The sequence below is a fragment of the Bacillus pumilus genome (genome assembly GCF_900186955.1).
In the GTDB taxonomy this organism is placed as follows: domain Bacteria; phylum Bacillota; class Bacilli; order Bacillales; family Bacillaceae; genus Bacillus; species Bacillus pumilus.
Map to the genome: position 1 here is coordinate 219,481 of NZ_LT906438.1, position 16,003 is coordinate 235,483.

At 42.6% G+C, this 16,003-nt stretch carries 15 protein-coding genes and 1 riboswitch; of the genes, 11 read left to right on the forward strand and 4 right to left on the reverse strand.

What is annotated here, in order from left to right:
- Positions 1-110: 110 nt before the first annotated feature.
- Positions 111-1,544, reverse strand: coding sequence for a proline--tRNA ligase (gene proS, locus CKW02_RS01295; RefSeq protein WP_003217275.1), 1,434 nt, complete (start codon positions 1,542-1,544; stop codon positions 111-113).
- A gap of 395 nt (positions 1,545-1,939) precedes the next feature.
- Positions 1,940-2,039: riboswitch (purine riboswitch) on the forward strand.
- 77 nt (positions 2,040-2,116) lie between these two features.
- On the opposite strand from proS, the gene CKW02_RS01300 reads away from it, so the two are divergent.
- The gene (locus tag CKW02_RS01300) at positions 2,117-3,289 is read left to right on the forward strand and encodes an MFS transporter (protein ID WP_003217034.1); all 1,173 of its coding nucleotides are present in this window, start codon (positions 2,117-2,119) and stop codon (positions 3,287-3,289) included.
- A gap of 41 nt (positions 3,290-3,330) precedes the next feature.
- On the opposite strand, the gene CKW02_RS01305 is transcribed toward CKW02_RS01300, so the two are convergent.
- Complete coding sequence (locus CKW02_RS01305; RefSeq protein ID WP_034620726.1) at positions 3,331-4,098, reverse strand: GNAT family N-acetyltransferase; 768 nt, start codon at positions 4,096-4,098, stop codon at positions 3,331-3,333.
- A 216-nt stretch (positions 4,099-4,314) separates the two neighbouring features.
- Here CKW02_RS01305 and CKW02_RS01310 point away from each other — a divergent pair, with 216 nt between their 5' ends.
- The 5 genes from CKW02_RS01310 (at position 4,315) to CKW02_RS01330 (ending at position 6,926) form a co-directional block, all read left to right on the forward strand.
- On the forward strand, positions 4,315-4,773 hold the full coding sequence (locus tag CKW02_RS01310) for a MarR family transcriptional regulator (RefSeq protein ID WP_003216997.1): 459 nt from the start codon (positions 4,315-4,317) through the stop codon (positions 4,771-4,773).
- Between the two features lie 111 nt (positions 4,774-4,884).
- Positions 4,885-5,115, forward strand: a complete 231-nt coding sequence (locus tag CKW02_RS01315; RefSeq protein ID WP_003217258.1) for a hypothetical protein — start codon at positions 4,885-4,887, stop codon at positions 5,113-5,115.
- Complete coding sequence (locus CKW02_RS01320) at positions 5,112-5,573, forward strand: 2-thiouracil desulfurase family protein (protein WP_003217083.1); 462 nt, start codon at positions 5,112-5,114, stop codon at positions 5,571-5,573. The genes CKW02_RS01315 and CKW02_RS01320 overlap by 4 nt, the downstream gene beginning before the upstream one ends.
- 27 nt (positions 5,574-5,600) lie before the next feature.
- On the forward strand, positions 5,601-6,017 hold the full coding sequence (locus tag CKW02_RS01325) for a DUF5301 domain-containing protein (protein WP_003217036.1): 417 nt from the start codon (positions 5,601-5,603) through the stop codon (positions 6,015-6,017).
- 81 nt (positions 6,018-6,098) lie between these two features.
- Positions 6,099-6,926: an aldo/keto reductase gene (locus CKW02_RS01330; protein ID WP_003217230.1), complete on the forward strand. Its 828-nt coding sequence runs from the start codon at positions 6,099-6,101 to the stop codon at positions 6,924-6,926.
- Positions 6,927-6,976: 50 nt separating this feature from the next.
- Here the strand turns inward: CKW02_RS01330 and CKW02_RS01335 are convergent, their stop codons facing one another.
- On the reverse strand, positions 6,977-8,050 hold the full coding sequence (locus CKW02_RS01335) for an iron-containing alcohol dehydrogenase family protein (RefSeq protein WP_034620792.1): 1,074 nt from the start codon (positions 8,048-8,050) through the stop codon (positions 6,977-6,979).
- 189 nt (positions 8,051-8,239) lie between these two features.
- On the opposite strand from CKW02_RS01335, the gene trhO reads away from it, so the two are divergent.
- Complete coding sequence (gene trhO, locus CKW02_RS01340; protein WP_003217237.1) at positions 8,240-9,208, forward strand: oxygen-dependent tRNA uridine(34) hydroxylase TrhO; 969 nt, start codon at positions 8,240-8,242, stop codon at positions 9,206-9,208.
- Positions 9,209-9,551: 343 nt separating this feature from the next.
- Positions 9,552-11,171 (forward strand): glutamate/serine transporter AimA, encoded by a 1,620-nt coding sequence (locus CKW02_RS01345; protein WP_003217018.1) that lies wholly within the window; start codon positions 9,552-9,554, stop codon positions 11,169-11,171.
- 34 nt (positions 11,172-11,205) lie between these two features.
- Here the strand turns inward: CKW02_RS01345 and CKW02_RS01350 are convergent, their stop codons facing one another.
- Positions 11,206-11,406, reverse strand: coding sequence for a hypothetical protein (locus CKW02_RS01350; protein WP_003217268.1), 201 nt, complete (start codon positions 11,404-11,406; stop codon positions 11,206-11,208).
- Between the two features lie 185 nt (positions 11,407-11,591).
- Between CKW02_RS01350 and licT the strand changes: the two genes are divergently transcribed.
- The 3 genes from licT to CKW02_RS01365 all read left to right on the forward strand — a co-directional run bounded on the left by licT (position 11,592) and on the right by CKW02_RS01365 (position 15,964).
- Entirely contained in the window at positions 11,592-12,428 is an 837-nt protein-coding gene (gene licT, locus CKW02_RS01355; protein WP_003217030.1) for a BglG family transcription antiterminator LicT, read from the forward strand.
- Between the two features lie 235 nt (positions 12,429-12,663).
- Positions 12,664-14,523, forward strand: a complete 1,860-nt coding sequence (locus tag CKW02_RS01360) for a beta-glucoside-specific PTS transporter subunit IIABC (RefSeq protein WP_003217262.1) — start codon at positions 12,664-12,666, stop codon at positions 14,521-14,523.
- A gap of 19 nt (positions 14,524-14,542) precedes the next feature.
- A complete protein-coding gene (locus tag CKW02_RS01365; protein WP_003217071.1) occupies positions 14,543-15,964 on the forward strand; it encodes a glycoside hydrolase family 1 protein in 1,422 nt (473 codons plus the stop codon).
- Positions 15,965-16,003 lie beyond the last annotated feature (39 nt).

Consider the following 16,003-nt stretch of genomic DNA (forward strand, 5'->3'; position numbering starts at 1 on the left):
TTCTCTATTATAAAACGGGGGAATGGAAACTTTAAGGGAAAAAATAAAGCTGTCGAGATTTTCTCGACAGCCTGAGCATCGTGAGGGATGCTTCTCTTTCGTTTCTATTCTCAATAAGCTTTTGCCCAGAAAACCATATCAGATGCTGGCTTTCCGCAGCAGACACATGTATCAGAGACAGATTCCTGTTCAAATGGGATACAGCGTGAGGTCGCCCCTGTTCTTTCTTTAATGTCGTTCTCACAGGCTTCTTCACCGCACCACATTGCTTTGATCAATCTGTTTTCTTCCGCAAGGATTTGCTCGATGTCTGCGATTGTGTGGGCGTGGGATGTTTTTTCATGTAATCGTTCTTTCGCCTTTTCGTACATCGTCCGTTGAATATCTTCAAGCGTGGATGTGATGGTTTGTTCAAGTGCATCTAATGTGACAGCTTGCTTTTCACCAGTGTCTCGTCTTGCGAGCATCACCTGTCCTTTTTCGATGTCCTTTGGTCCCACTTCGACACGTAGAGGAATGCCCTGCATTTCACATTCGTTGAATTTCCAGCCTGGCTGTTTATCGCTTGCATCAATGTCAGCACGTGCGATGCGGGTGAGTCGTTCTTTCAACTCGTAGGCATGATCGAGTACACCTTCTTTATGAGAGGCGATTGGCACGATCCGCACTTGGGTTGGCGCAATGTTTGGCGGAAGGACGAGTCCTCTGTCATCGCCGTGCACCATGATCATGGCACCGATGATTCTTGTGGTGAAGCCCCAAGAGGTTTGCTGGACATGCTCTAGCTTTCCTTCGCGGTTTAAGAATTCAATGCCAAATGCTTTGGCAAAGCCGTTGCCGAAGAAGTGAGAAGTGGCTGTTTGCAGCGCTTTTCCATCATGCATCAGGCTTTCAACTGTATAGGTGAAGCGGGCACCAGCGAATTTTTCCTTCTCTGTTTTTCTCCCTTTAATGACAGGAATGGCAAGGAGCTCTTCGCAAAGAGAAGCGTAGATGTGAAGCATTCTTTCTGTCTCCTCAATCGCTTCTTGCTCAGTCTCATGACATGTGTGTCCTTCCTGCCATAGGAATTCAAGCGTTCTAAGAAATGGACGTGTGGTCTTTTCCCAGCGGACGACATTCGCCCATTGGTTATAAAGCTTCGGTAAATCACGGTAGGAATGAATGATATTTTTGTAATGCTCAGCGAACAGTACTTCAGAGGTTGGTCTGACGCAGAGCCTTTCCTGTAATTCGGATTCACCGCCATGTGTGACCCACGCCACTTCAGGAGCGAAGCCTTCGATATGGTCTTTTTCCTGCTGCAGCAGACTTTCTGGGATAAAGAGCGGCATATACACATTCTCATGCCCTGTTTCTTTGATTTGGCGGTCAAGTTCGTCGCGAATATTCTCCCAGATTTTAAAGCCGTATGGCTGAATGATCATACTGCCTCTGACGCTTGAATAATCGACGAGGCGTGCCTTTGTGACAACATCTGTATACCACTGGGCAAAATCGTCTTCCATGCTTGTGATTTTTTCAACAAATTGTTTCTTTGACATTGCATATTCCTCCTTTTAAAAAACAAAAAAGCTGTGCTTTAAGTTAGGGACCATTCCTGGTGGTACCACCCTAATTTAAAGCACAGCTTTACACTCGATCATGATAACGGTATGAACCGCTGTATGAAACAGAACTAAATCGGCAGGTTCACTTGAAGATGTCAGTAGGAACTTCTCAGCACCGTTCCCTCTCTGTTAAAGGTCAATTCAAGCTACTATTCCAGATCTACGTTGATCAATGTTCGTTGATTTTTCATCAGTTTACCTGTAAATGCAGGAGAAAGCAAGTTGTACTGGGGTTTCTTTTCATGCTGTTCTGAGTGTTTTGTTTGATCGTGAATTTGCAGTCATTTCCTATTTTTATAGCTTGCCAGTTATGTAAGCATATGCTACTATATTTGAAGAAAAAATAGACTTGTATAACCTCAATAATATGGTTTGAGGGTTTCTACCAGGATCCGATAAATCCTGATTACAAAAGCGTGCTTTCCTTTTTTGTAATCAGGGTTTTTTTGTTTGTCTTCACCCTGTATCAAAAGTGAAAGCGATGATATAGAGAAGGGATGTTAGACATGAACTGGAGAGTATATTTATTAGCCGTTTCTACTTTTGCGGTTGGATTAGTTGAGCTTGTGGTCGGAGGCATTTTGCCAAGCCTTGCAGAGGATTTGAATGTATCGCTTGCGACAGCTGGGCAGCTTATCACCGTATTTGCCATTGTGTATGCCATTTCAGCACCTGTGCTGCTGACTGCCACAGCTAAAATTGAACGAAAGCGTCTTTATTTAATCGCGTTATTGGTGTTTACAATAGGGAATGTATTCACATATTTTAGTTCGACCTTTGCCCTTGTCATGATCTCTAGGGTATTGATCGCAATGAGTACAGCGCTAGTGGTGGTGTTATCATTGACGATCACTGCTAAGTTGGTGGAGCCAGCGCATCGTGCGAAGGCATTAGGTCTGATTTTTATTGGGATTAGTTCTTCACTTGTTCTCGGTGTACCGATCGGTATTTTTATTACAGAGAGCTTTGGCTGGAGAGTGATGTTTTTAGGAATCAGTATTTTATCAGCGATATCGATGGTGCTAATTTATTTCCTATTAGAGAAAATGCCTGTTGAAAAAGTGACACCTCTTAGAGAGCAAATTCGTGCTTTAGGGCATCCGAAAATTTTTAGTGCACACTTGATCAGTTTGTTTATGCTTGCAGGTCATTATATGCTTTATTCTTATTTCACTCCGTTTCTAATGGAAGTTCTGCATATGACCCCGTTCTGGATTAGTATTTGTTATTTGGTCTTCGGGCTTGCATCTATTGGCGGGAATGGGTTAGGCGGTTGGCTTAGTGACAAGCTGGGTTCAGGGAAAGCCATTTTGCTGGTGACAATTGCGTTTGCGGTTGTGTTGTTTATCATTCCTTATACAGCGGGTGTGTTTGTCCTCTTTATGATCATGGTTGTCCTATGGGGAGCTCTTAGCTGGGCATTGACGCCTGCCTTGCAGAGCTATTTGATTCAAACAGATCCTGTGACGTCTGATATTCAGCAAAGCTTAAATACATCGGCTTTGCAAATCGGTATCTCAATTGGATCAGCGGTTGGCGGTGTCCTATTTACGATGACCGGTTCATCTGTTGATCTGGCGAAGTTCGGTGCAGTGTTTGTACTGATTGCCTTTAGCTGTGCGGTGATTTCGTTGAAGAGACCACCACTTTATATGGATCGTCAGCATCGTGCTGAATAGCTGCCTCATGATAGGCAGCTTTTTTTATGTTCTATTTTACTCTATTCAAAAACAACCATTTCGCCGATTGGTTGAAAGCCGGCACGTTGGTAAATATTTTTGCCGTCCGCCGATGCTTGTAACAGGACGCGCTTCTGTTTGTTGTCTGTCTGGGTTAGAAGATAATGAAACATGTCACTGCCAAGTCCCTTTCCGCGGTGATCTGCCTTTGTGATGACATCATAAATACCGTAGCTATCGGTTGCTTCGAGTAATAAGCCTGTTGTGACCGGTTTGTGGTCTGCATATCCGACGAACATGCGAGCGCGTGATTGTATAGCTTCAAGCGAAAAACGCTGGAAATAGTTCTCTAAGGCGATAGCCTCCGGTGACTCTTTGAATAGCTCGATAAAGATATTTTTGTAATCAAGCAGTGTCTGGTCATCAAGTACTTCTTTGATTGTAAGTGGTGAAGATGTAGCTGGGTCAATGCCTTCTGTCTGTTCAAGCATCATGATGGTATTGCGTTCAACCTCTTCAAGCTGATATTTCTTTAGTAAATCAGTCCAATCAGGATGAAGCAAGCGGTGATCCACCCATGTGCTAAATAATAGTTTCTGTGACTGCAAGTATTCGATGGTTGCTTTCACTTTTTGCGGATCTTTAATTTGCGCTGATGTCGGTAATAGCAAATTGAATGTGTCTGTCGATATGTGAGTATTGGATAGTACGAAATCGTCCGTTGCGAGGAAGGTTCCGTTCACAGCTGAAGAAAACAGGTGGATCTTTTCTTCTAATTGGCGAATGGCGATGTGTTGTTCGGTTTTCATTAGCTCACCTTTTTCATCAAAAATTGGATGTCATCCCCTATGAATTATAGCAAATAAAAGAAAGAGAAGCTGTGACATCATAGATCATCTAGTAGAAAAGTACATATACCATTTTCGGGTCTTATGACCTATTATTTTTATCGCACTGACATTTCTTTTGACTCCTATCTTAATTATTAGTACCATTTTATTAACCAGTTAAGAGTGGAGGTTCAGATGGAGACTAAAGAGCAGATTGTATTAAAAGCGATTCAAGATCTGATTATTCATAGAGAAAAGAGAAGGAATGATCCAACAGATCCACTGATTACCACGACTGATACACTCAAGCAAGATTGGACACTCACACAGCTTCACATTTTATCGATGATTCAAGCCAATCCAAACGAATCAAATAATACATTTCTTTCTCAACAACTGAAACTATCAAAGCCCGCTATTACAAAAGCTGTGAAAAAACTAATCGATAAAGGCATGGTGGACTATTGCCACCGGCAAGGGGATAAAAAATCTGTCTACTATTCATTGACAGAGAAAGGCACGCAATTGGCGGCGCTGCATGATGAATTACATGAGAAAGCTGTCGCGTCCTACTTAGAATTTCTCCAGCAGTTTCATGAAGATGAATTACAAGTGATTGAGCGCTTTTTGAAGGCATGGAAAGAAAAAATATAGATTAAAAAAACCGAAACCATCGTAGAAAATGAGATGATTTCGGTTTTTTATATGGTAAAATTAACATATATTGACGTTATTCGTGATCATGTTAAAAGGGAGGGAGCTTCTTTGGGGAAAGAAATGATGGAAAATTTTAAAAAGTACGTATTCATAATGCCATTCGTGGGATTGTTTGTCAGCTTGATATTATTTGTTTATTTTTTTGGTATTGCAGGAGCTGGAGAACCGATTTGGGCTACTGCTTTGTATTGTGCTCTGCCCTTTTTGGTGAACACGATATGTTTTTTGCCATTATGTATTTATTTTAAAGTCAGAAAAAATAGTGAGGAACATTCATGATAGTGGTCAGCGCTTGTCTTGCTGGGTTGAAGGTCCGGTATAATGGTAGCCATCGATTAGATCAGCGAATCGAAGAGCTTGTGCAGGAAGGAAAGGCTGTGACAGTTTGTCCTGAACTGCTTGGCGGCTTCTCTACGCCTAGACCTCCCGCAGAAATCATTGGCGGAGATGGACATGATGTATTACGGGGACAGGCTGCTGTTGTAAATGTGCATGGAACTGATGTCACAGAGATGTATGTCAAAGGTGCGAAAACGGCGCTGGAACAGGTTCAGTCTCTGAAAGCAACAGCGGTTGTGCTAAAAGAGTATAGCCCTTCATGCGGGAGCCGAATGATTTACCAGGGAGAGTTTAATGGTAAGACAAAAGCGGGAGATGGTGTGACGTCCGCTTTGCTGAAACAGCACGGGATTCAAGTGTTCTCTGAAGAGGAGGATTGGATTTCGTTGTTTCAATAGGTGGTGCGAATAGAAGGAGGAGTTAGGTTGAAAAAGTGGATCATTGGTTTAGTTGTAGTCATTTTAATAGGAATTGGTATATATTTTATGATCAATGCCAAAACGTACTCATTTAATGATGTGGTCTCGATTGATCAAAATAAGGTGACTTCGATTCAAATTGAGCATGATCATAAACGTGTTGTTTTAGACAAGAAAGAAGACATTCAAAAGCTGTTGAAGGAACTTTCAGATGTGACAGTAAAGAAAACCAATGAAGCCACAAAAGCCACAAAAGAGTCTTATTGGATCAGGGTGTATGAGAATAAGAAGGAAACATACGGTCTGACATTCTATGATCAGGCATATTTAGAGACATATGATTTTTCTAAAAAGAAAGATCAAACAAGCGAATACCAAATCGTTGACGCCAATCAAGTCGATATAGGACAATATATCAAATAACACTAGCGAAAATTCATGCATGATCAATCGAAAATTCGGGTATAGTGCTTGGTAAGCAAAAATGAAGCGGAGGTTTGTTTGATGAGTGGATTAACAGATACAGTCACATTAGCAAACGGAGTAAAAATGCCGAAGCTAGGCTTCGGTGTATGGCAAGTAAAAGATGGGGATGAGGCTGTAAATGCAGTCACAGACGCTCTTGAAGCGGGCTACCGCAGCATTGATACAGCAGCTGCCTATCAAAATGAAGAAGGGGTAGGCAAAGCCATTCAGCAATCAGGCATCTCTCGCGATGATCTGTTTATTACGACAAAGGTGTGGAATCGTGATCAAGGCTATGAAGCAACACTTGAAGCCTTTGAAACAAGTATGAACAAGCTTGGGCTAGATGTATTAGACCTTTATTTAATTCATTGGCCGGTTGAAGGTAAATATAAAGAAACTTGGAAAGCACTAGAGAAGCTGTATAAGGATGGACGTGTTCGAGCCATCGGTGTGTGTAACTTCCATCAGCACCATTTAGATGATCTATTAGAAGAAGCAGAAGTTGTGCCAATGGTTAATCAAATCGAGCTGCATCCAAAGCTGACGCAGGAGCCTTTACGAGACTACTGCAAGGAGAAAGGGATTCATGTAGAAGCGTGGTCACCATTAGGCAGCGGGAAGCTGCTGAACCATCCTGTTCTTCAGGATATTGCGAAAAAACATGACAAATCTGTGGCTCAAGTCATTCTTCGCTGGGACTTGCAGCATGGTATTATCACCATTCCAAAATCTGTGACGAAGAGTCGAATCATCGAAAACACACAAGTCTTCGATTTCGAACTGTCCGCACATGACATGGGCGTCATCGATCAGCTTAATGAAGATGAGCGCACAGGTCCAGATCCAGATAACTTTGATTTTTAATCGAAAGGAAAGCACAGGTGGGATGCCTGTGCTTTTCTTATTGAACGATTTTATGAGGCTGATACGTTTTCAATGACTTGAATGGCATCGACAATTTGCTCTTTGGAATAGTCTCCAATCAAGCAAAAGGTTTCGTCTATACGTGCAGCATGGCTTGCCACTGTTTCTGCGGCTTCTTCCAGCTGAGCTGTGATGCCAAGCTCACGCATATTTCTAGGTAATCCGAGTGTTTCATAAAGCTCAAGTAATTCTTCTACTTCGCTCATTCGATTTTCTGCGGCAAGCTGAACAAGAATGCCATAGGCCACTTTTTGACCATGTAACATATGGTGCGTTTCCTCAATAAACGTCAATCCGTTATGGATGGCGTGGGCTCCTGCCATTCTTCCGTAGCGTCCTCCGTAGCCGCCGACCGTGCCAGCTAATGTAATAATGGTATCCGTTACATCTGCAAATGCTTGCGAAAGCTGACCCGTTTGCAAGCTGTGGACAGCTTCTTCGCTATGGGAAACAAGAATATCCCTCACGTATACCGCCTGTTTTAGTGCTGCATGCACCATGAGCGGCAAGGAATCCTTTGCATTTCGAATAATGGCTTCCGCTTCATACCATTTGGCCAGCGTATCTCCAATCCCACTTTGAAGGTAGGAAAGAGGAGACGAGAGCAAAAATGTATGATCAATGAGGGTGAGGTAGCTGGACCGCTTATGGTAATCGACTCTCATGAAATTCCCCTTTTCATCGTAAATGACGCTAAGAGGTGTAGATGCAGCACATGTCCCCGGGATGGTTGGAACCATGATCACTTCAATTTGAAGAGCCTCTGCTACTGACTTGGCGGTGTCTAAAATCGTGCCGCCTCCGATCCCGATTATCACATCTGCCTCTTGCAGTTCTTCCGCGATTCGAGTGATGGCATTGGGTGAACTGTATCCTTTGTGCTGAACAACAGGCCAATATGGCGGAAGTTTTGTGTACTGTGAAAAAGCATGAAATGAATCATATCCCGTCACGACAGCGGGCGACTGGAAGGATGGAGAAACAAGTGAATCGAGTTCATGATAAATGCCTTTTTGAGAAATAAATTGGTTTGGACCGCTTCTGACGATATCTTCTGGCTGGATCATTGCGTTCTGCTCCTTTACAACATCATATTTCATAAATCATCTCATTTTACTGAAAGTTCTGTCAAATATGAGAAGAAAGACCCTTCCGTTTTATGGAATTGAGCCGCTGTCATTGCCTTTAGGTATGTATTTCCTGTATGATAAAGAACGGTATGTTCTCATTAAATTTAAGAGGTGTTTATATATATGGAAAAACAATATCGTGTCTTACTTTACTATCAATATGTCCCCATCGAGGACCCAGAGACGTTTACAGCAGAGCATCTAGCATTCTGTAAGGAGCTTGGTTTGTTAGGTCGTATCCTTATCTCAGCAGAAGGCATAAACGGAACGGTTTCTGGTACCATTGAGCAAACGGACAAGTACATGCAAGCATTAAAGGAAGATCCGCGCTTTGCGTCTATGCCGATCAAAATTGACGAAGCAGACGGTCATGCGTTTAAAAAAATGCACGTCCGCCATCGAAATGAACTAGTGAATCTGAGCCTTGAAGATGATGTGAACCCGTTAGAATTAACAGGTAAGCATCTTAGCCCGGTTGAATTTTACGAGCAAATGCAATCACCTGATACCGTTGTGATAGATGCACGTAATGATTACGAGTTTGATGTCGGCCACTTTAGAGGGGCAGTTCGTCCTGATATTGAGACATTCCGCGAATTACCGGAGTGGATTCGTGACAATAAAGAGATTCTTGAAGGGAAAAAAATCCTGACGTATTGCACAGGCGGCGTACGCTGTGAGAAATTCTCAGGCTGGTTAAAGCGTGAAGGCTTTGAAGATGTCTCTCAGCTTGACGGCGGAATAGTCACGTATGGAAAAGATCCAGAAGTTCAAGGGAAGCTTTGGGATGGTCAATGCTATGTGTTTGATACTCGTTTAACAGTGCCCGTGAATCAAACAGAGCATGTGGTTGTCGGAAAAGATTTCTTCACTGGTGAGCCTTGCGAGCGTTATGTGAACTGTGCAAATCCTGCATGTAACCGCAAAATGATTGCAACAGAAGAAAGCGAGCATAAATATATGCGCAGCTGCAGCCATGAATGTCGTACAAGTGAACGTAACCTTTATGTGAAACAGCACAACCTGTCTGAAGAAGAAGTGCAAGAAAGACTAGCTGTGATTGAACAAGAACAAGCGATCTCACAAGGATAGAGGGAACCCCCTTTATCCTTTTTTTCTATTCATGATAGGGCTCAGAAGGAAGAGGGATTCATTTCCTCTTTCTTTTTTGTTTTGTTTTTTTCAAAATAAGGGTAAAGGTAGTTATTCAGTCTAATAGATTGCATCATTGAAAAAGCGCTTTCTTAAGAAATAAGCATGTTCGACTATTTCAGAAAATGGAGAATTGAGAGATAATAAAACAGGCGAAAAAATGAACAAAGGTAAATATTTAGTTGAAGAAATATTTGTCAATTGAATGAAAAGTGAGCTGCAATGAAAGAAAGGTGCTTACTTGGGCACATGCTTTGTAATTTAATCGAAAGGTGTTATGAACATGAATCATTTACATCGTAGAATGGGAACTTTCGCTTTAATGATGGTAGGTCTTGGCTCAATCATTGGTTCAGGATGGCTATTCGGTGCTTGGCGTGCCGCTCAAATTGCCGGCCCTGCGGCTATTTTATCCTGGTTGATTGGGATGGTTGTGATTTTATTTATCGCTTTGTCTTATAGTGAACTCGGATCGATGTTTCCAGAGGCAGGGGGAATGGTGAAATATACGCAATATTCACACGGCTCTTTTATCGGGTTTATTGCCGCTTGGGCAAACTGGATCGCCATTGTCTCCGTCATTCCGGTTGAGGCGGTGGCTTCTGTCCAGTATATGAGTTCGTGGCCTTGGGAATGGGCAAAGTGGACAAGCCATTTGGTCACAAAAGGGGTGTTGACGACAGAAGGGCTCATGGTCGCCAGTGTGCTTCTTGTGATTTACTTTCTGCTCAATTATTGGACAGTAGGGTTATTTTCAAAAGCCAATACATTCATTACCGTGTTTAAAATTGTCATTCCAGGATTAACAATTGGTGCGCTCTTATTCGTAGGTTTTCATAGTGAGAATTTTACTTCGGGAACAAGTATTGCCCCTAACGGCTGGGCGAGTGTGCTGACAGCTGTTGCGACATCAGGAATTGTGTTTGCCTTCAATGGCTTCCAAAGCCCGATTAATATGGCGGGTGAGGCGAAAAATCCAGGCCGATCAATTCCGATTGCTATTGTTGGATCCATTTTGATTGCGACTGTGATTTATGTTCTTTTACAAATCGCCTTTATCGGTGCTGTCGATCCGTCCATGATTGTGAATGGATGGGGACATTTGAATTTTAACTCGCCATTTGCTGACCTTGCCATTGCGCTTGGGATTAACTGGCTGGTTCTGATTTTATATGCAGATGCGTTTGTATCACCTTCTGGTACAGGCATTACGTATACGGCGACGACGTCTCGCATGATTTATGGAATGGAAAAAAATAAGTATATGCCAAGTGTACTTGGTCGTCTGCATCCTATTTATGGCGTGCCTCGTCCAGCGATGTTTTTTAACTTAGCCGTATCGTTTATCTTTCTGTTTTTATTTAGAGGCTGGGGTGTACTTGCGGAAATCATTTCTGTTGCAACACTTATTTCTTATTTGACAGGCCCAGTGACTGTCATGACACTGAGAAAGACAGGGACAGATTTATATCGTCCCCTTCGAATAAAAGGACTCAGCATTATTGCTCCTCTCGGCTTTGTCTTTGCGTCATTGACGCTGTATTGGGCGAGATGGCCGTTAACAGGTCAGGTGCTGTTCATTATTCTCATCGGTCTTCCGATCTATTTTTACTATCAAGCAAAAGCGAAGTGGAAAGGCTTCGGCCGCAACTTCAAGGCGGGTGCTTGGATGGTCGTGTACTTACTTGTGATGATGACGATTTCCTGCCTTGGCAGTGACAAATTCGGCGGCTATAACGTCATTCATTATGGCTGGGATATGGCTCTTATTACAGTGGTTTCTTTGCTATTTTATATGTGGGCACTCAAAAGTGGATTTGAAACAGAATTTCTAGAGGATGCGAAAAAAATTAATGATGAGCTGCGTACTTCTTCGCAAGAAGCCGCATCATCCAAAGAATAAAGAAACGGCTGCCTGAATATCATGGGCAGCCGTTTTATTTTGATAAATGTTGCATCACGTGCTGCCTTAGCCAAGTGGTGACACCGCGCAAAACGGCTGCTGTGACAAATGAGATGAGCACATACTTCCAAAGCAGATTCATGCCTTGTCCACTAAGCAAAAACACGATCCCTAGAAAAACGAGTGTGAATAGAAGCACGAATAAAAATGATGCAGACCAGAAAAAAGCCTTCACTGAAGGTCACCTCCTCGGAGTATTGTATGCAGGCAATTGAAGGATCAGACCAGCTATGACGGGGGAGAATTATGGTGAAATCTATTGCAAAAGTCAGATAAAAACACCAAGTGATTTGACAGTTGTGTTAAGATGAGAGCATATTTTGAGTGAAGATTGTGGTTCATAGACGGAGGTGTTTGGGGTTGCAGATACAAAAAGTTCTAAACAATAATGTCATTAGTGTGATAGATGAACAAGGAAAAGAAATCGTCGTCATGGGCAGAGGTATCGCGTTCCAGCGGCGACCCGGGGACCCGGTAGACGAATCGTTAATCGATAAAGTTTTCCGCCTAGAGGATCATTCCGTTCATGAGCGAATGAAAATGCTGCTTCTGGAGGTTCCGTATGATGTGGTCAAGGTAACCGAAGAAATGATTCAATATGCACATACAAAGCTGAACCGAAGATTAAACGAAAGTCTGCATGTATCACTCGCAGACCATATTCATTACGCCATCGAACGATTGAAGAAAAATCATCTCATTGAGAATTCGCTCATTTGGGAGATTAAACGCTTATACAAAGATGAATTTCTTGTGGCAAAGGACTGTCTTGAGATGATTAGAGAGCGTCTTCATATTGAACTGCCTGAGGATGAAGCAGGCTTTATTGCCATGCATATCATTAATGCAGAGCTCAATGAGGACATGAATACAACGGTCAATATTACAAAAGAAGTAAACGCCATCCTCACCATTGTGAAATATCATCTCAATATGGAATTTGATGAAGACTCACTCAACTTTTATCGTTTTCTCACACATTTACGCTTTTTCGTCCAGCGTCTGATAAACGAAACAATGCTTGTCAGCGAAGATCAGGATTTGTATCAGCTGATCAAGGTAAAATATCCGAAGGCATACGAATGTGCAAAGAAAATCGCAGAATACGTCTATCAAACCTATCACCGAGATCTCACATCAGAGGAGATGCTGTATCTATCCATTCATTTGAATCGATTGATCAAACGAGAAAAATAAAGGTAGTTTTTAAAAGAAAGCGTTGACATGAGAAAAGCTGAGTGGTACTATTTGCTCATAAACATAAAAGAATACGGTTTCACAATGATCGTCTTAGAGGATTGTGACTGTTCGGCAGGCAAAACCTAAACGTTCACTGAAAAAGCGCAATAGCAAGTTGCGACTATTTTTGGTGCCCGTTTAGGTTTTTATTTTGCCCAAAAACGTATTTTTTTGAAAAAAAGGGGGTTTTTGTATGAGTTATCGTCAATTAGCAGAAGACATTATCAAACACATTGGCACAGAGAAAAACGTTCATTCACTGGTCCATTGCGCCACTAGACTTCGCTTCACATTAAATGACCGATCAAAAGCAGACAAAGCAGCCATTGAAAAATTAAATGGCGTTGTAACTGTCATGGAAAGCGGCGGCCAATTTCAAGTAGTCATTGGCAATACCGTACCAGAGGTTTATCGAGAGATTGGGGAGTTTACAAATTTATTAGAGGATTCCACTTCTTCATCTGCAAAATCAGGTGGAGAGAGCACAAGCCTTTTCGGAAAATTCGTCGATATTGTCTCTGGTATTTTTACACCACTTCTCGGTGTCATGGCAGGTGCTGGTATTTTAAAAGGTCTACTAGGTATCTGTATCAATGCAAAATGGTTATCACCTGAAGATACGTCGTATCAAATTTTATTTGCTGCGTCTGACAGCTTGTTCTACTTCCTGCCATTACTGCTCGCATTCACTTCGGCGAGGAAGTTTAAAGCGAATCCATTTGTGGCTGTGACGATTGCTGGTGCACTCATTTACCCAACCATTCAAGAATTGTCAAAAGGCGGCGGAGATGTGACCTTCTTCGGTATTCCAGTCGTCTTAATGTCTTATACATCAACGGTTATTCCAATCATTTTGGCAGTGTTTGTCATGGGATATATCGAACGTTTCTTTAACAAAGTCATTCATGAAAGTGTCAAAAACTTTATTACTCCACTGATTTTACTTGTCACGGTTGTTCCGTTGACACTCATTGTATTCGGACCATTTGGTGTGTATGCAGGGAACGGCATTGCCGCTGTCTTGCTGAAAGTATTCTCCTTTAGTCCTACACTTGCAGGTGCTTTAATTGCGATGGCATGGCAGGTTCTTGTGATCTTCGGTATCCACTGGGGTCTAGTGCCAGTGATTTTAAATAATATTGCCGTCCATGGAAAAGATCATATCAAGCCGGCGACTGCGCCAGCTGTATTTTCACAAGCCGGTGCTTCCATCGGTGTTATGCTGAAAACAAAGAATAAAAAGCTGAAATCATTGGCTGGATCGACAGCGGTTTCTGCCGTGTTTGGGATCACAGAGCCAGCTGTATACGGGGTCACGCTTCGTTTGAAAAAACCATTTATTGCAGCCGTTATCTCTGCTGGAGTCGGCGGTGCGATCATTGGTTATTCACAAAGTATTGCGATTGCGTCAGGGCTTCCAAGTTTACTGACACTTCCGATTTTCTACGGACAAGGGTTTACAGGGTTCATCATCGGAATCTCGGTCTCATTTGTTCTATCCATCGTCTTGACTTATTTGATTGGATTTAAGGATCCAGTAGATGAAGATGAAACCCCAGCACCGGTTGCCGCACCAACAATGGAAAACGAACATGGGGTCAAAGCAGCTCATGTGAAAAGTCCTTTAAAGGGTGAGGTAATCAAGCTGGAGGAAGTACAGGATAAGGCATTCTCATCTGGTGCACTAGGAAAGGGCGCAGCCATCATTCCATCAGAAGGCAAGCTGTTTGCACCAGTATCAGGAGTCGTGACAACGGTGTTCCCAACAGGTCATGCGTACGGTCTTACTTCTGAAAGCGGAGCAGAAGTGCTCATTCACATTGGACTTGATACCGTACAATTAGGCGGTCAGCATTTTACCCCGAAGGTCGTACAGGGGCAAACCATTACTGAGGGCGAATTGCTTGCGGAGTTTGATATTGAAGCCATCCAAGCTTCCGGTCTGTCCGTCACAACACCAGTGATTATTACCAATTCAGGTGAGTTTAGCGATATCATAGAAACAGAAGAAAAACAAATCACACCAGGACAATCATTTTTACATCTCGTTTAATCAAGAGGAGGAAGAAATCATGAGATATTCAACACTAGCACCATTTCCAAAGGACTTTTTTTGGGGCGGATCTACATCCGCCTATCAAGTAGAAGGTGCGTGGAACGAAGATGGCAAAGGGCCATCTGTCATTGATATGAGAGCAAGTTACCCTGAAGGAACAACAGATTTTAAAGTCGCAAGCGATCACTATCACCGCTATAAAGAGGATGTGAAGATGTTTGCAGAAATGGGTTTGAAGGCTTATCGCTTCTCTATTGCATGGACACGGATCATTCCAAATGGAGATGGGGAGATCAATCAAAAGGGGATTGAATTCTATCATTCTCTCATCGATGAACTGCGCCGCTATGATATTGAACCAATCGTGACGATGTATCATTTTGATCTGCCTCATGCACTTCAAGTAAAAGGCGGTTGGTCAAATCGTGTGACAGTAGATGCGTTTGAACGGTATGCAAAGGTTCTATTTCAGGAGTATGGTCAGAAGGTGAAATATTGGCTGACCATTAATGAACAAAACATGATGATCTTACATGGATCAGCGCTCGGTACACTTGATGCAAATTTAGAAAATCCGAAAAAAGAACTGTATCAGCAGAACCATCATATGCTCGTCGCTCAGGCAAAAGCCATGACGCTTTGTCATCAAATGTTGCCTGAAGCGAAAATTGGACCAGCGCCAAACATCGCGCTCATTTATCCGGCTTCTCCAAAGCCTGAAGATGTGCTTGCTGCGGCGAATTACAATGCGATCCGCAACTGGCTTTATCTTGATATGGCAGTCTTCGGCCGTTATAACAACCTTGCTTGGGCGTACATGAAAGAAAAAGACATTCTTCCTGTCATCGAAGAGGGAGATATGGATATTTTGAAAAGCGCGAAGCCGGACTTCATTGCCTTTAACTACTACACCTCTCAAACGGTTGAAGCGAGTAAAGGAGATGGCAACGACGAATTTGCACGCGGCGGAGATCAGCATTTGAAATCAGGTGAAGATGGCGTTTACAAAGGCGGCAACAACCCGTTCTTAAGTAAAAATGCGTTTGGCTGGGAGATTGACCCTGTCGGCTTCCGATCAACGATGCGTGAGATTTACGACCGTTATCAGCTGCCTCTTATTATCACGGAAAACGGATTGGGTGCTTTCGACAAATTAGAAGAAGATGGATCGATTCAAGATGATTATCGAATTGACTATTTAGAAAAACATATCGAACAAATCAAATGGGCGATTACAGACGGCGTCGAGGTCTTCGGATACTGCCCGTGGTCTGCTATCGATTTAATCAGCACACACCAAGGGTGCTCCAAGCGCTACGGATTCATCTATGTCAACCGCGATGAATTTGACCTAAAAGACCTGAAGAGAATTCGTAAAAAGAGCTCTTACTGGTATGAAACATTAATTCAGCAAAATGGAGAGAACATCGGGGAGTAACAAATAAAAAAGCCAATCACCTTATGCGGATGGTTGGCT

What these genes read in the sequence shown, in the direction of transcription:
- CKW02_RS01300 (WP_003217034.1), top strand. Translation starts at nt 2,117, where the DNA reads ATGAACTGGAGAGTATATTTATTAGCCGTTTCTACTTTTGCGGTTGGA.
- CKW02_RS01360 (WP_003217262.1), top strand. Translation starts at nt 12,664, where the DNA reads ATGAGTTATCGTCAATTAGCAGAAGACATTATCAAACACATTGGCACA.
- CKW02_RS01320 (WP_003217083.1), top strand. Translation starts at nt 5,112, where the DNA reads ATGATAGTGGTCAGCGCTTGTCTTGCTGGGTTGAAGGTCCGGTATAAT.
- trhO (WP_003217237.1), top strand. Translation starts at nt 8,240, where the DNA reads ATGGAAAAACAATATCGTGTCTTACTTTACTATCAATATGTCCCCATC.
- CKW02_RS01330 (WP_003217230.1), top strand. Translation starts at nt 6,099, where the DNA reads ATGAGTGGATTAACAGATACAGTCACATTAGCAAACGGAGTAAAAATG.
- CKW02_RS01305 (WP_034620726.1), bottom strand. Translation starts at nt 4,098, where the DNA reads ATGAAAACCGAACAACACATCGCCATTCGCCAATTAGAAGAAAAGATC.
- CKW02_RS01365 (WP_003217071.1), top strand. Translation starts at nt 14,543, where the DNA reads ATGAGATATTCAACACTAGCACCATTTCCAAAGGACTTTTTTTGGGGC.
- CKW02_RS01310 (WP_003216997.1), top strand. Translation starts at nt 4,315, where the DNA reads ATGGAGACTAAAGAGCAGATTGTATTAAAAGCGATTCAAGATCTGATT.
- CKW02_RS01345 (WP_003217018.1), top strand. Translation starts at nt 9,552, where the DNA reads ATGAATCATTTACATCGTAGAATGGGAACTTTCGCTTTAATGATGGTA.
- proS (WP_003217275.1), bottom strand. Translation starts at nt 1,544, where the DNA reads ATGTCAAAGAAACAATTTGTTGAAAAAATCACAAGCATGGAAGACGAT.